The following is a 13,999-nucleotide window of genomic DNA, read 5'->3' as shown; positions in this document are numbered from 1 at the left end:
TCAGACGAACGTCTTCATGGCGGCGATCACTTCATCAGGAGCGCTCAAATTGGGACAATGCCCGGTAGCCTCCAATATGATGAGTTCGCTGCCCGGAATTCCGCGGTGAACAAACTCTCCAACCTCCTTTGAGGCGATGACGTCCTCGCTGCATTGTAAGACCAGCGTTGGAATATCGATCTTGGCCAGATCGGCGCGATTGTCCGACTTGAACGTGACGCGGGCGAACGCCTTGGCGATTTCGGGATCGGTTCGGCAAAAGCTGTTGGTCAGCTCTTCGCCGAGTTCAGGGCGATCGGGATTGCCCATGATCGCCGGCGCCATCTGGGCCGACCATCCCATGTGGTTGGAATCAAGAAACTGCAGAAGCTCCTCGATCTGCTGTTCGCTGAATCCGCCGACGTAATTGTCATCGTCGATGTACCGGGCGGAAGGCCCGACCATGACAAGCTTGCCAAACATGCCGGGCGCCTTCTGCACCGCCAGCGCGCCGATCATGCTGCTCACGGAATGCCCGACAAAGACGGCATCCTTCAGGCCGAGTTCGCGACCGATCTCGACGACGTCGTCGGCATAACCGGCAAGCGTGGCATATTTCGATCTGTCGTAAGCCTTGAGGTCGGAGCCGCCGGCGCCGACGTGATCGAACAGCACGGTCTTGAAGTCCCCGGCGAACGTCGGCTCCACGAACCGCCACATGTTCTGGTCGCAGCCAAAACCGTGGGCGAACACCATCGCCTTCTCACCCGTCCCGCGGACGCGGACGTTATTTCGCGCAACGACGCTCATATCCTGCACCGGTCTGAGCCATTTCGCCGCGAGGCTAACACCATTGCTTCCGCGCGCACCACTCACTCCGGCGGACAGCCATCGAATGAGTTAGCGCTGGATTGCATGGAACCGGCAGACCCAAGACGATCGATGCTGTTGGACACCGGTGTCCGGATCGTCATCAGGTCAGCCACCCGGTCGCGAACGATACAACTTCAGATGGGCCGGCCGACGTCCGCTTGGAAGCGCCGAACGGACTCAAAGCCGGACCCCAGCGCCATCGCCGCCGGCTTTCACGCCCGCCGGTGCTTGCACATGCACACCCCATTTGATCCAGTACGGCGAGCGCATCGGACCAGCGCAGGGAGCAATGAGTGGCGGCGCAGTTCAACATCGATGCCTATAGCGACGCGCTCGTCTTGCTGGGGACGGCCGGCATTGTCGTTCCCATGGTGCGCCGCTTTGGGCTTAGCCCCGTGCTCGGCTTTCTGGCCGCAGGCGCGCTGCTCGGCCCGCTCGGACTGGGCTCGCTGATCCACGCGCTCCCGTTCTTGTACTGGCTTACCGTCGTCGATGCCAAGAACGTGGCCGGCATCGCCGAACTCGGCGTTGTCTTCCTGTTCTTTCTGATTGGCCTGGAGCTGACCTACGAACGTTTGAAGGCGATGCGCCGGCTGGTGTTCGGCCTCGGAAGCCTGCAGTTCATCCTGACGACGGCCGTAATCGCCGGCATCGCGGCCCTTTTCGGCAACCCATCCGCCGTATCGATCATCCTCGGCGCCTGCCTTGCGTTATCCTCGACCGCGATCGTCATCGAGGTCCTTTCCAACCAGGGCCGGCTTGGCACCACGGCAGGCCGAACCAGCTTCGCCATTCTGCTGGCGCAGGACCTCGCGGTGATTCCGGTCCTGGTCTTCATCTCCATCCTGGGCAAAGGCTCGAGCAGTTCGGTCATGGCCAGCCTCGCCCTCGCGCTGGTCAATGCCACCGTCGCCGTTGTCGCGATGGTCATCCTCGGACGTCTGTTGCTGCGGCCGCTGTTCCGGCTGGTCGCCGCCACCGGCGCCAGTGAATTGTTTGTCGCGGCCACCCTGTTCGTCATTATCGGGACCGGTGTCGCCGCCGCCGTGGCCGGGCTTTCCATGGCGCTGGGCGCCTTTATCGCGGGGTTGCTGCTCGCCGAGACGGAATTCCGCAAGGCCATCGAAACAACCATCGGCCCTTTCAAGGGACTGCTGCTTGGCTTCTTTTTCTTTACCGTCGGCATGAATATCGATGTGCGCGAAATCGCACGCGAACCATTCTGGCTCGTTGCCTCCGTCATCGGCCTGATCGGCATCAAAGCCATCCTGCTCGCCGGCCTCGCCCGGACCTTTCGACTGCCTTGGCATGCGGCGATCGAAACCGGTCTGCTGCTGGGCCCCGGCGGCGAGTTCGCCTTCGTCGGCATCGGCCTTGCCACCTCGCTCGGCCTGATCAGCGCCAATGTGTCGAGCTTCACCCTGGCGGTGACATCGATCACGATGGCGCTGATTCCGGTGCTGGCCCTGGTCGCACGGCGGCTGGCGCCGAAGTTTCGCGAGCTCAAGGCGCTCGATCCGGAACTCAGCGTCGCACCAAGTGCAAGCACCGGACACGCCATCGTCGTCGGGCACGGAAGGGTTGGCGAAGTCGTCTGCTCGTTGCTGGGCCGGCACAATTGCACCTACATCGCCGTCGACAGCGACGCCGATGTGGTCCCGACCCACCGCAGGAGCGGCCGCGAGGTCTATTACGGCGACGCGACTGACCCGGAATTTTTGAAGAGCTGCGGACTGATGGACGCGAAAGCCGTCATCGTGACGGTAGCCGCGAAGGCCGCGATCGACGAGGTGGTTCGGCAGGTACGCGCGCTGAGAGCGGATATCGTTATCGTCTCGCGCGCCCGCGATGCCGACCATGCACGCCACCTTTACGAGATCGGCGTGACCGACGCCGTGCCCGAGACCATCGAAGCCAGCCTGCAACTGTCGGAGGCGGCGCTGATCGGACTGGAGCAGGCGATCGGACCGGTGATTGCCTCCATTCACGAGAAGCGCGATGAATTTCGACGCGAGCTGCAGCAGGCGGCTGCAAAGAGCCCCGCCGAAACCACGCGTGCGATCCGCCCGAAAAGCTTTCGATCGCCCAGGGCAGGACTTTAGCGACAGCATCGCCAGGTCCGCTTTGTTTCGTTCGCCGGGGCTAGCGCCAGCACCGCAAACCGCTGCTATAGAGCAGTCATGATCCGCTCCTTCCTCACGGTGTCGACGGGAACGCTGGCCTCGCGCCTGCTCGGATTCGTGCGCGACTCGCTGGTCGCGGCGCTGCTCGGCGCCGGCGCTGTCGCGGATGCGTTCCTGGCGGCCTTTCAACTGGTCAACGTGATCAGGCGCCTGCTTTCCGAAGGCGGGCTGAACGCGGCGCTGGTGCCGGCGTGGCTGCGCGTGCGCGAGACCAGTGGCGCGGTGGCGGCGGCCGCATATGCGGGCCGCGTGCTCGGCACCGTCACGGCCGCCTTGTTCGTCGCCACCCTGCTGCTCGGACTGTTGATGCCATTGGTGATCATGGCGCTGGCGCCGGGGTTTTCTGGCCATCAGACGCTGCAGCTCGCCGTCGACAATGCCCGCCTGATGCTGCCGTACCTCGCCTTTGCCGGGCCGGTGACCGTGATGATGTCGCTATTGAACGCGCAAGGCCGCTTTGCACTTACCGCGTTCTCGCCGCTGCTGTTCAATATCGCGTTGATCGCGGTCATGGCCGTGCTGCTGGCATCGCGGCCGGGTGCGGTGCTCGCCGCACAGATCCTCGCCGCCACCGTCGGCGTCGCCGGCCTGCTGCAGCTTTCCGTTCTGGTGCTGCGGCGAGGCGGTGACATCGCAACGCCGCTTCGGGTCTCGTTCGATGCGGAAATCCGCGACTTTCTCGGCAAGGCGATCCCCGGCATGATCGCGAGCAGCACGCCGCAATTATTGATGGTCGCGGGTGCGATCGTCGCATCGTCATCGCCCTCGGCGGTGTCGTGGCTCTATTTCGCCAACCGCCTGGTCGAGCTGCCGCTCGGCATTGTCGGCGTCGCCATGGGCACGGTCCTGATTCCGGAAATGACGCGCGCGTTGCGCGGCGGCGATCAGGCCGCGGTCGCGCATGCGGAATCGCGCGGCCTCGAACTCGCGGTCGGGCTGGCCCTGCCGGCGATGCTGGGGCTGATCGTGCTGAGCGAGCCTGTCGTGCGCATGCTGTTCGAACACGGCGCCTTCACCGCAGTAGACACCACCGCGACATCTCGTGCGCTGATGTGGCTGGCGCTGGGGCTGCCCGCCAATGTGCTGGTGAAAGCGCTGTCGCCGGCGTTCTTTGCGCGCGAGGACACGCTGACGCCGCTACTCGCGACGCTTTGGGGCGTCGTCCTTGCCATCGTCCTTTCCTTCCTGCTCGGCCGTTGGTTCGGCGCCGGCGGTATCGCCGCCAGCCTCTCGATCGGGGCCTGGAGCACGGCCTTCAGCTTGATCGTAAGGGGCGGCGGAACGTTCGGATTTTCGATCGACGCCGCCGCACGGCGGCGGCTGCCCGGCATTCTCGCGGCTGCACTGGCGATGGGCGCGGCCTTGTGGCTGGCGACGCGGTTCACGCCGGCCCTCGCGCCTGATGCCCACGGCCTGGTGCAGGCGATCATCCTGCTCCTCCTGATTATCGCGGGTATTGCGATTTACGGCCTGTTTCTGCGGCTTTTCGGCATCACGGACTGGCGTCAAGCGGTTAAGGCGATCCGGCAGAACCACGTCAGCGACTTGCGCGACTAAGGCTTGCGTGGCAAACGAGCGCGCCAAACCGACAATTCGCAGGAAGCATTACCATGGCCATGGTTGAACGGGTTTTTTCAGGCGTCCAGCCGACGGGCAATCTGCATCTCGGCAATTACCTCGGCGCGTTCGTCAACTTCGTGAAGCTGCAGGAAACGCACAACTGCATCTATTGCGTCGTCGACATGCACGCGATCACGCAAGGGATCGACGTCTGGGGCGGTCCGGCCGAACTGACGCGCTGCACCCGCGAGGTGACCGCGGCCTTTATCGCCAGCGGCATCGATCCGAAAAAGCACATCGTGTTCAACCAGAGCCAGGTCACCGGTCATGCCGAGCTCGCCTGGATCTTCAATTGCGTGGCGCGGATGGGCTGGCTCAACCGCATGACGCAGTTCAAGGACAAGGCCGGCAAGGATCGCGAAGCGGCTTCGGTCGGGCTTTACGATTATCCGGTGCTGATGGCCGCCGACATTCTGGTCTATCGCGCCACCCACGTGCCGGTCGGCGAGGACCAGAAGCAGCACCTCGAACTCTCCCGCGACATCGCGCAGAAGTTCAACAACGACTTCGGCGACTCGATCCGCGGCCATGGCTTCAACGACGGATTGTTCTTTCCGCTGCCGGAGCCCGTGATCACCGGGCCCGCGACGCGGGTGATGAGCCTGCGCGACGGCACCAAGAAAATGTCGAAGTCGGATTCATCGGATAATTCGCGGATCAATCTGACCGACGACGCCGAGACCATCGCGGCGAAGATCCGCAAGGCCAAGACCGATCCGGAACCATTGCCGTCGGAAGAAAAGGGGCTGGAAGGCCGCCCGGAGGCCGACAATCTCGTCGGCATCTATGCGGGGCTGTCGGGCCGCAGCAAAGCCGAGGTGCTGGCCGAGTTCGGCGGCGGACAGTTCTCCAACTTCAAAAACGCGCTGGTGGAACTTTGCGTCACCAAACTCGCGCCGATCGCCTCGGAAATGAAACGGCTGGTCGCCGACCCCGGCCACGTCGATTCGATCCTGATCGACGGCGCCGAGCGCGCCGAGGCGATCGCCGCCGAAACCATGAAGGCCGCCAAGGACATCGTCGGCTTCATCCGCAAGCGCTGACGTCTTCACCCTCCCCTGGAGGGAGAGGGTCGGCTTGCATGAGCGCCGCGAAATGCAAGACGGGGTGGGGTGACAGTCTCTCAACTCGGGCACTGATCGAAACGAGAGACTGTCACCCCACCCCGCCGCTTCGCGTCGACCCTCCCCCTCCAGGGGCGGGTAAGTTCTCCATCGCTGCTTGAACCAGCGACGGCGCTTGTCTGACACGGCTGCGCCGTGGCAGCATGCGTCGGTTTGGCGCAGCACCGGGACATGCATGACCACCCAGCGACGAAGCTACGAGACGGGTCACAAGCCAAAATGTCTTGTCATCGTTGACGACACCGCGGAGTGGGACCGCGCGGTTTACTATGCCAGCCGCTGGGCGATCCGGGTCGGCGGCGGCGTGGTGATGCTGCGCATCATCGAGATCGAGGACCAGAACCAGCAATGGCTGGGGGTCGCCGACATCATGCGCGCCGAAGCCGAGGACGCTGCCAATGAGGCGCTCGACCGCGCCTCCGGCCGCGCCAACGGCATTGCCGCGATCACGCCGGAGAGGGTGATTCGCGAGGGCAATCCGACCGAACAGATCCTCGACGTGATCGACAAGGACGTCGATATCTCGATGCTGGTGCTGGCGGCCAATCCGGGCGCCGAAGGCCCCGGCCCGCTGATCGCCCTGATCGCACAGGCCGCCGGCTCGTTCCCGATCCCGGTCACCATCGTTTCCGGCGACCTCAAGGACGCCGAAATCGACGCGCTTTCCTGAGCGGAATTAAGGGAATAGGGGCTTGGAAGGGCTGCCCTGCGCCCCTTGATCGTGCGTTGGCCGTCGCCATCTGCTAAAGGGAAACCCACGCGCCGGCCTTGAACCGGCGACGCCGGAGAAATCAGATGTTTATCCAGACCGAAGCGACCCCTAACCCCGCCACCCTGAAATTCATTCCGGGCCGTACCGTGCTCGACACCGGCACGATGGAATTCGCCAACCGCGAAGCAGCCTCCCGCTCGCCGCTGGCCGAACGGCTGTTCGACGTGCAGGGCGTGAAAAGCGTGTTCTACGGCGCCGATTTCGTCACCGTGACCAAGGACGACAGCGACTGGCAGCATCTCAAGCCGGCAATCCTCGGCGCCATCATGGAACATTATATGTCCGGCGCACCGCTGCTGGCCGACGGCACGGCCGGCAATGACGAGGCGCTCGACGAGGAAGACGAGTTCTTCAACGAGGCCGACGCCGACACGGTGGCGACCATCAAGGATTTGATCGAGACGCGTGTGCGCCCCGCGGTCGCCAATGACGGCGGCGACATCACCTTCCGCGGCTTCAAGGACGGCGTCGTCTATCTCAACATGAAGGGCTCCTGCGCCGGCTGCCCGTCCTCGACGGCAACCCTGCAGCACGGCATTCAGAACCTGCTCAAGCACTTCGTGCCCGACGTGGTCGAAGTCCGGCCGATGTAAGCCGGGCGTCGAAAATACGCGATTTGTCTCTACGTGATGCCCGGGCCCTCCCGGGCATTCACATTTTATGAGCTGCGACAAAGCCGTGGATGGCCGGGACATAGGCGAGCGGAAGCGACGCCGTCCTTCCGGACGGCTATGGCGAGCGGAAGCGACGCCGTCCTTCCGGACGGCTATGGCGAGTGGAAGCGACGCCGTCCTTCTGGACGGCTATGCCCGGCCATGACAGCAAGAACACCGCGCCTTTCATCGTGAAAAATGTTACCAATCGTCCATGTTAATCCTAGCCATCGATACCGCGCTTGATGCCTGCGCTGCGGCCGTGCTCGATACCGACACGACGAAGATCATCGCGCAGGAATCGCAGCCGATGAAGCGCGGCCACGCCGAAGCCCTGATGCCGCTGATCGCGCGGGTGATGAAAGCATCCGGCATCGCGTTCACGTCGCTCGACCGTGTCGCCGTGACCAAGGGGCCCGGCAGCTTTACCGGATTGCGTGTCGGCCTCTCGGCCGCCCGCGGCATTGCGCTGGCGGCCGGCAAGCCGGTGGTGGGATTGACGACGCTGACCGCCTACGCGGCGCCTTTCGTCGGCGAGAACAGCGAGCATCCGATCATTTCCGCGATCGATGCGCGCCACGATCATGTGTATTTCCAGGTTGTCAGCGGCGACGGTGGCTCGCTGGTCAAGCCGAAAGTGGCGCCGATATCGGAAGCACTCGACGCCTCCCGCTTCGGCGCGCCGCACCTGGTCGGCAACGCCGCCAAAATCCTCGCCGATCGCTGGCCGGCCAATGCGCCGCCGCCGTTCCGGGTCGACGCACAGCCGGCGCCCGACATCACCTGGGTAGCCTGGCTGGGCGCCGCCGTCAGCCCGGAGATGTCGCCGGCCAGTCCCTATTATCTGCGCGCGCCCGACGCCAAGCCGCCAAAGGACCCGCTGCCGCAAGCCTCACAGCCCGCATCATAATGGCCGGGATAATGGCCGTAACAATAGCCTTGGGATCCCTGATTTCAAAATGGTGGCGCGGCGGCGCGCCGGTGGTCGAACCGGCCAGCCAGCGCGACGCGGCGCGGCTGGCGCAGCTGCATGGCGCCTCGTTTCACCGTGGCTGGGGTGAAGGCGAGTTCGAGGCGATGCTGACCGAACGCAACACGCTGGTTCATCGCCTCCGGCAAGGGCGCAAGGTGATCGGCTTTGCGGTCTCGCGCATGGCCGCGGACGAAGCCGAAATATTGTCGATCGCGATCGATGCCGGCGAGCGTGGCCGCGGCCTGTCGCGCAATTTGCTGCTGACCCATCTTGGCCATCTCGCCGGCCGCGGCGTGCGTTCCATCTTCCTGGAAGTGGAAGAAAACAATCAGCCGGCGCGGCGGCTGTATGAATGGGCCGGATTCGGCGTCATTGGGCGCCGCGAGCGCTATTATCAGCAGCCCGGCGGGGAGCAATTGAATGCACTTCTGATGCGGCGCGACTTGTCGTAAACTGCACGGGGTGGCAAAACACCCCCTGCTCTCTAGAGCCTGTTCGGTTCTGATGGGATCAGAACCGAACAGGCTCTAGCTCTTTGTTTTGACGCGTTTTCTTTACGCGAACCGGTACCCACTTCGCTTGAAAACGCTATGAGGCCCGAGATCATGTCTGTTCTGAAATCCCCGCCCGCGCACAAGAATACCGGTATCGAGGCACGCTGCGCCGCCACCGGCATGCGCATGACCGAGCAGCGCCGCGTCATCGCGCGGGTGCTGGCGGATTCGGTGGATCATCCCGACGTCGAGGAACTCTACCGGCGCTGCGTCGAGGTCGACGACAAGATCTCGATCTCGACCGTGTACCGCACCGTAAAGCTGTTCGAGGACGCCGGCATCATCGAACGGCATGATTTCCGCGAGGGCCGGGCGCGCTACGAGCAGATGCCGGACAGCCATCACGATCACCTGATCAATCTGCGCGACGGCAAGGTGATCGAATTCACCTCGGAAGAAATCGAGAAGCTGCAGGCCGAAATCGCCCGCCAGCTCGGCTACAAACTGGTCGATCACCGGCTCGAACTGTATTGCGTGCCGTTGGACGAAGATAAGTCGTCATAGCGTTTTCAAGCGAAGTGGGTACCGGTTCGCGTGAAGAAAACGCGTCAAAATAAAATGCAGATTCCACAGCTCGTCATTTTCGATTGCGACGGCGTGCTGGTCGACAGCGAGGTCATTTCATGCCGCGCGCATGCGGAGACGCTGACGCGCCACGGCTATCCGATCACGGCGGATCAGGTGCTGCAGCGGTTCCTCGGCGTCTCCGATCGTGAGGCGCGCCTGACCGTCGAGGCCGAACTGGGTTGCAGTCTCCCGGATGATTTCGAAGCGCAGATGAAACAGGCCGCGCTGCAACGATATGCTGACGAGCTGGGAGCCATTCCCCATATCGGCGAAGCGATTGCCGCAATCGATCTTCCGAAATGCGTGGCATCGAGCGGTACGCCGGAGAAGATTCGCCATGGCCTCACCTGCGCCGGGCTCTACGATGTCCTCGCGCCCAACATCTTTTCCGCCACGCAGGTCACGCGCGGCAAGCCTGCCCCGGATCTGTTTCTGTTCGCTGCCGAACAGATGAATATCCGGCCGGCTCAATGCCTGGTGATCGAGGACAGCGTTGCCGGCGTCACCGGTGGCCGGGCCGCCGGGATGACCGTGCTCGGCTTTCACGGCGGCAGCCATTGCAGCGCAGGTCACGCTGAATTGCTTCGCGACGCAGGCGCCGCGGTCACTTTCGGCGATATGCGGCAATTGCCTGATCTAATTGCCCGGATTGGGGCCGATTAGACATGGTCATTCCGGGACGCGCGAAGCGCGGACCCGGAATGACGGGGCTAATAAGCTGGATTTTCGGCCATTTAGGCTATAATTGACCCCCAGACTGGGCGCCGCATGGGCGCCGACCAACCCCGCACTCCGGTTCCATGAATCGCCAAGGATGAGGCCGCGTGCAAACGTTGAACGCCAATTTCGATCTCATCATTTTCGATTGCGACGGCGTGCTGGTCGACAGCGAGGTGATCTCGTGCCGCGTTCATGCCGAGGTGCTGACGCGTCACGGCTATCCGATCACCGCCGAGCAGGTGCATCAGCGATTTCTCGGACGCACATCGCTCGATGCAACCACCGAAGTCGAGCGGGAACTCGGGCGGCCGTTGGCCGAAACGTACGAGCATGAACGGCAAACGACATTGTTTGCAGCGCTCGCGGAGGCTGTTGAACCAATTCCGCATCTTCACGAGACGCTCGACGCCATCGACCTGCGCAAATGCGTCGCCTCCAGTGCCGTGCACGAAAAGATTTTCGCGAGCCTGTCACGGGTGAAACTGTACGAGCGCTTTGCCCCGCATATTTTTTCGGGATCGCAGGTGCGCAACGGCAAGCCGGCACCGGATCTGTTTTTGCTCGCGGCGGGGCAGATGAAAGTCCCGCCGGCGCGATGCCTCGTGATCGAGGACAGCGTGGCCGGCGTCACCGGGGGCTGGGCCGCCGGCATGACCGTGCTCGGGTTTCACGGCGGCAGCCATTGCCGTCCGGACACCGCAGATACGCTGCGTGCCGCAGGCGCCGCGGTCACTTTCGACGATATGCGGCAATTGCCCGATCTAATTGCCCGGATTGGGGCCGATTAGGCCCGGAATGACCGGCGCAAGTCGCTGGATTTTCGGCCATTTAGGCTATAATTGACCCCCAGAGCGGGCGCCGCATGGGCGCCGACCAAGCCCGCATTCAGGTTCCATGAAGCCGCCGCGCAAGCTGCATATCAAGTCATATGGCTGCCAGATGAACGTCTACGATGCGCAGCGCATGGTGGACACGCTGGCGGGCGAAGGCTTTGTCGAGACCGACAGTGCCGAGGATGCGGATCTCGTCATCCTCAACACCTGCCATATCCGCGAGAAGGCTTCCGAAAAGGTCTACTCCGAACTCGGGCGCTTGCGCGTCGCCAAGGATGAAGCCGCGCGCCAGGGACGCGAGATGCGCATCGCGGTCGCCGGCTGCGTCGCGCAGGCCGAGGGCGAAGAGATCATCCGCCGCGCGCCGACCGTCGACGTCGTGGTCGGCCCGCAGAGCTATCATCATCTGCCGCAGCTACTCGCCCGCGCCAAAAGCCATGGCCGCGCGCTGGAGACTGAATTCCCGGTCGAGGACAAGTTCGGCTTTCTGCCGCCGCCGAAGCCCGCGGCGATCCGCGCGCGCGGCATCTCGTCGTTCGTCACCGTGCAGGAAGGCTGCGACAAGTTCTGTACCTTCTGCGTGGTGCCTTACACGCGTGGTGCGGAAGTCTCCCGGCCAGTTGCAAAAATCATCGACGACGTGATGCGGCTCGCCGACAATGGCGTGCGCGAGATCACGCTGATCGGGCAGAACGTCAACGCCTATCACGGCGAAGGTCCGGACGGACGGACCTGGCCGCTTGGCAGGCTGCTCACTCGTCTCGCCGAAATCCCCGGTATCGTGCGCCTGCGTTATTCGACCAGCCATCCCCGCGACGTCGATGATTCGCTTCTGGAGGCACATCGCGACCTGCCCGAACTGATGCCGTTCGTGCATCTGCCGGTACAATCCGGCTCCGACCGCATTCTGGCTGCCATGAACCGGAAGCATACCGCCGATGATTACCGCCGCGTCATCGACCGATTTCGCGAGAGCCGCCAAGATATTGCATTTTCATCGGATTTTATCGTCGGCTTCCCCGGCGAAACCGAGGGAGAATTTGCCGCCACCCTCGCGCTTGTCACGCAAATCGGATACGCTGGGGCTTATTCGTTCAAATATTCGCCGCGGCCCGGCACGCCGGCGGCGGACATGCGGGAGACGGTGTCAGCGGCAGAAATGGACGAGCGATTGGGGCGGCTTCAGGAATTGATCGACAGCCAGCAATCGGCCTTCAACAAGGCCATGATTGGCAAGACTGTCGATGTGCTGTTCGAACGCGCGGCCCGCAACCCCGGCCAGATCGTCGGCCGCACCGCTTATCTGCAGCCCGCGCATGTGATGGCATCACCTGACATCATCGGAAAAGTGCTGCCGGTCTCCATCGACAGCCTGGAGCGCTACAGCCTGCTCGGCGAACTCGCAGGCGCCTCCGCGCGCCCCTCTTTATCGACGCTTTCACCCATGACCGATTCTTCTCGAATAACAACGGGAGCCTGAACCCTTGCCCAAAAGCGCATCGGATTCACCTTCGCTTGCTCCCAGCCGCAAATTTGATCGCGACATGCAAATTCCGCCCGAAACCCAAGTCGTCATCGACTTCGACGACAACCGTGCCGCTTCCGCGCTGGTCGGCCCTTACGGCCAAAATCTCGCGCTGATCGAGCGCCGTCTCGGCGTCGTCGTGGATTCGCGCGGCAATCACATCACCATCGCCGGATCGCGCGACGGCTGCGACGCGGCGCGGCGCGTGCTCGAGACGCTCTACGCCCAGGCGGTGCAGGGACAGGATCTGGCGCAGGGCGACGTCGAAGGCGCCATCCGCGCCGTGATCGCGCAGGGATCGCTGTTCGAATTCGATCCCAAGGCCGCCAAGACCGCGTTCGAGACCATCAATCTGCGCAAGCGCCCGGTGCGGGCGCGCACCGCCGCGCAGGATTCCTACATCCGCGCACTGAAACGCAGCGAGATGGTGTTCGGCGTCGGCCCGGCCGGCACCGGCAAGACCTGGCTTGCGGTGGCGCATGCCGCGCAATTGTTCGAGCGCAAGGAAGTCGATCGCATCATCCTGACGCGACCCGCGGTCGAAGCCGGCGAACGGCTCGGCTTCCTGCCCGGCGACCTCCGCGAAAAAGTCGATCCCTATCTGCGGCCGATCTACGACGCGTTATACGACCTGATGGACGCGCGGGTGGTGGAACGCGCGCTGCAGGGCGGCGAAATCGAGATCGCGCCGCTCGCCTTCATGCGCGGCCGCACGCTGACCAACGCCGTCATCATCCTGGACGAGGCGCAGAACACCACCTCGATGCAGATGAAGATGTTTTTGACCCGACTTGGCGAGAACAGCCGCATGATCATCACCGGCGATCCCTCGCAGGTCGACCTGCCGAATGGCCAGACCTCGGGACTTGCCGAGGCCGTCAAGCTGCTCGACGGCGTCGAGGGGATCGCGCAGGTGAAGTTCACCGCCGAGGACGTCATCCGCCATGAACTGGTGGCGCGGATCGTCGCCGCCTATGAGGGCTTGCCGCAAAAACCGGCGACCGGCAGATCCTGATGGCCAGACCTTTGGCTTTGGGCCCGCAGCAGGCGGGCTCGGGCCGCAACCCGAATGCTGGACTGCAAAACCCTGGAACGAAATTGTCTTCCGTCCACCCCGTAACCGAAGTCCTCGTGGTCGCCGATTGCTGGCAGACCGAGCCCGACGCCGAGGCGGTGATCCATCGCGCCATCAACGCGGCCGCCGAAATCGCCGATGCCGATGTCTGCGAAGCGGAACTGGCAGTCATGCTGACCGACGATTCCGGGATCCGAACCCTGAACAGCAATTGGCGCGGCATCGACAAGCCGACCAATGTGCTATCGTTTCCGGCGTTGCAGCCGACCGGTGCGGGAACGCCCGACGATGCACCGCGCATGCTCGGCGATATCGCCATCGCCTATGAGACGACGCGCAAAGAGGCCGACGACGAACAAAAACCGTTCGATCACCATCTCAGCCATCTTGCGGTGCACGGGTTCCTGCATCTGATCGGTTACGATCACGAAAAAGACGACGACGCCGAAGCCATGGAGGGTCTCGAGCAGGAGATCCTCGCGCAGCTCGGCATTCCGGATCCGTATGCGGATCGCGATCCCCATGCGGACCGGGAGCGGATGGACTGA

The 13,999-nt window shown here is 63.5% G+C and carries 14 protein-coding genes; 13 read left to right on the top strand and 1 reads right to left on the bottom strand.

The window, feature by feature from the left end:
- A complete protein-coding gene (locus JQ600_RS02135; protein ID WP_212386338.1) occupies window positions 1-789 on the bottom strand; it encodes an alpha/beta fold hydrolase in 789 nt (262 codons plus the stop codon).
- A gap of 356 nt (window positions 790-1,145) precedes the next feature.
- Here JQ600_RS02135 and JQ600_RS02130 point away from each other — a divergent pair, with 356 nt between their 5' ends.
- The 13 genes from JQ600_RS02130 (at window position 1,146) to ybeY (ending at window position 13,999) form a co-directional block, all read left to right on the top strand.
- A complete protein-coding gene (locus JQ600_RS02130; RefSeq protein ID WP_212386337.1) occupies window positions 1,146-2,954 on the top strand; it encodes a cation:proton antiporter in 1,809 nt (602 codons plus the stop codon).
- A 78-nt stretch (window positions 2,955-3,032) separates the two neighbouring features.
- On the top strand, window positions 3,033-4,592 hold the full coding sequence (gene murJ, locus JQ600_RS02125; protein WP_212386336.1) for a murein biosynthesis integral membrane protein MurJ: 1,560 nt from the start codon (window positions 3,033-3,035) through the stop codon (window positions 4,590-4,592).
- Window positions 4,593-4,645: 53 nt separating this feature from the next.
- Entirely contained in the window at window positions 4,646-5,698 is a 1,053-nt protein-coding gene (gene trpS, locus JQ600_RS02120; RefSeq protein ID WP_212386335.1) for a tryptophan--tRNA ligase, read from the top strand.
- Window positions 5,699-5,954: 256 nt separating this feature from the next.
- Window positions 5,955-6,449, top strand: a complete 495-nt coding sequence (locus tag JQ600_RS02115; protein WP_212264019.1) for a universal stress protein — start codon at window positions 5,955-5,957, stop codon at window positions 6,447-6,449.
- 125 nt (window positions 6,450-6,574) lie between these two features.
- On the top strand, window positions 6,575-7,144 hold the full coding sequence (locus JQ600_RS02110; protein WP_212386334.1) for a NifU family protein: 570 nt from the start codon (window positions 6,575-6,577) through the stop codon (window positions 7,142-7,144).
- A 274-nt stretch (window positions 7,145-7,418) separates the two neighbouring features.
- Window positions 7,419-8,114: a tRNA (adenosine(37)-N6)-threonylcarbamoyltransferase complex dimerization subunit type 1 TsaB gene (tsaB, locus tag JQ600_RS02105; RefSeq protein WP_212489645.1), complete on the top strand. Its 696-nt coding sequence runs from the start codon at window positions 7,419-7,421 to the stop codon at window positions 8,112-8,114.
- A gap of 11 nt (window positions 8,115-8,125) precedes the next feature.
- Window positions 8,126-8,629, top strand: a complete 504-nt coding sequence (rimI, locus tag JQ600_RS02100; protein WP_212386332.1) for a ribosomal protein S18-alanine N-acetyltransferase — start codon at window positions 8,126-8,128, stop codon at window positions 8,627-8,629.
- A 153-nt stretch (window positions 8,630-8,782) separates the two neighbouring features.
- Window positions 8,783-9,235, top strand: coding sequence for a Fur family transcriptional regulator (locus JQ600_RS02095; RefSeq protein WP_212264023.1), 453 nt, complete (start codon window positions 8,783-8,785; stop codon window positions 9,233-9,235).
- 54 nt (window positions 9,236-9,289) lie between these two features.
- The gene (locus JQ600_RS02090) at window positions 9,290-9,961 is read left to right on the top strand and encodes an HAD family hydrolase (RefSeq protein WP_212386331.1); all 672 of its coding nucleotides are present in this window, start codon (window positions 9,290-9,292) and stop codon (window positions 9,959-9,961) included.
- Window positions 9,962-10,122: 161 nt separating this feature from the next.
- Complete coding sequence (locus tag JQ600_RS02085) at window positions 10,123-10,806, top strand: HAD family hydrolase (RefSeq protein ID WP_312010892.1); 684 nt, start codon at window positions 10,123-10,125, stop codon at window positions 10,804-10,806.
- A 106-nt stretch (window positions 10,807-10,912) separates the two neighbouring features.
- Window positions 10,913-12,331, top strand: a complete 1,419-nt coding sequence (miaB, locus tag JQ600_RS02080; protein ID WP_212386330.1) for a tRNA (N6-isopentenyl adenosine(37)-C2)-methylthiotransferase MiaB — start codon at window positions 10,913-10,915, stop codon at window positions 12,329-12,331.
- 4 nt (window positions 12,332-12,335) lie between these two features.
- Complete coding sequence (locus JQ600_RS02075) at window positions 12,336-13,391, top strand: PhoH family protein (protein ID WP_212264026.1); 1,056 nt, start codon at window positions 12,336-12,338, stop codon at window positions 13,389-13,391.
- 83 nt (window positions 13,392-13,474) lie between these two features.
- Window positions 13,475-13,999 (top strand): rRNA maturation RNase YbeY, encoded by a 525-nt coding sequence (gene ybeY, locus JQ600_RS02070; protein WP_249135685.1) that lies wholly within the window; start codon window positions 13,475-13,477, stop codon window positions 13,997-13,999.

This window comes from Bradyrhizobium sp. AUGA SZCCT0176 (assembly GCF_018130145.1).
GTDB lineage: Bacteria > Pseudomonadota > Alphaproteobacteria > Rhizobiales > Xanthobacteraceae > Bradyrhizobium.
Note: the sequence above shows the minus strand (reverse complement) of the source record. Positions and strands in the feature narration are given on the sequence as shown.

What these genes read in the sequence shown, in the direction of transcription:
- JQ600_RS02135 (WP_212386338.1), bottom strand. Translation starts at nt 789, where the DNA reads ATGAGCGTCGTTGCGCGAAATAACGTCCGCGTCCGCGGGACGGGTGAG.
- murJ (WP_212386336.1), top strand. Translation starts at nt 3,033, where the DNA reads ATGATCCGCTCCTTCCTCACGGTGTCGACGGGAACGCTGGCCTCGCGC.
- JQ600_RS02115 (WP_212264019.1), top strand. Translation starts at nt 5,955, where the DNA reads ATGACCACCCAGCGACGAAGCTACGAGACGGGTCACAAGCCAAAATGT.
- miaB (WP_212386330.1), top strand. Translation starts at nt 10,913, where the DNA reads ATGAAGCCGCCGCGCAAGCTGCATATCAAGTCATATGGCTGCCAGATG.
- trpS (WP_212386335.1), top strand. Translation starts at nt 4,646, where the DNA reads ATGGCCATGGTTGAACGGGTTTTTTCAGGCGTCCAGCCGACGGGCAAT.
- tsaB (WP_212489645.1), top strand. Translation starts at nt 7,419, where the DNA reads ATGTTAATCCTAGCCATCGATACCGCGCTTGATGCCTGCGCTGCGGCC.
- JQ600_RS02110 (WP_212386334.1), top strand. Translation starts at nt 6,575, where the DNA reads ATGTTTATCCAGACCGAAGCGACCCCTAACCCCGCCACCCTGAAATTC.
- rimI (WP_212386332.1), top strand. Translation starts at nt 8,126, where the DNA reads ATGGCCGTAACAATAGCCTTGGGATCCCTGATTTCAAAATGGTGGCGC.
- JQ600_RS02095 (WP_212264023.1), top strand. Translation starts at nt 8,783, where the DNA reads ATGTCTGTTCTGAAATCCCCGCCCGCGCACAAGAATACCGGTATCGAG.
- JQ600_RS02090 (WP_212386331.1), top strand. Translation starts at nt 9,290, where the DNA reads ATGCAGATTCCACAGCTCGTCATTTTCGATTGCGACGGCGTGCTGGTC.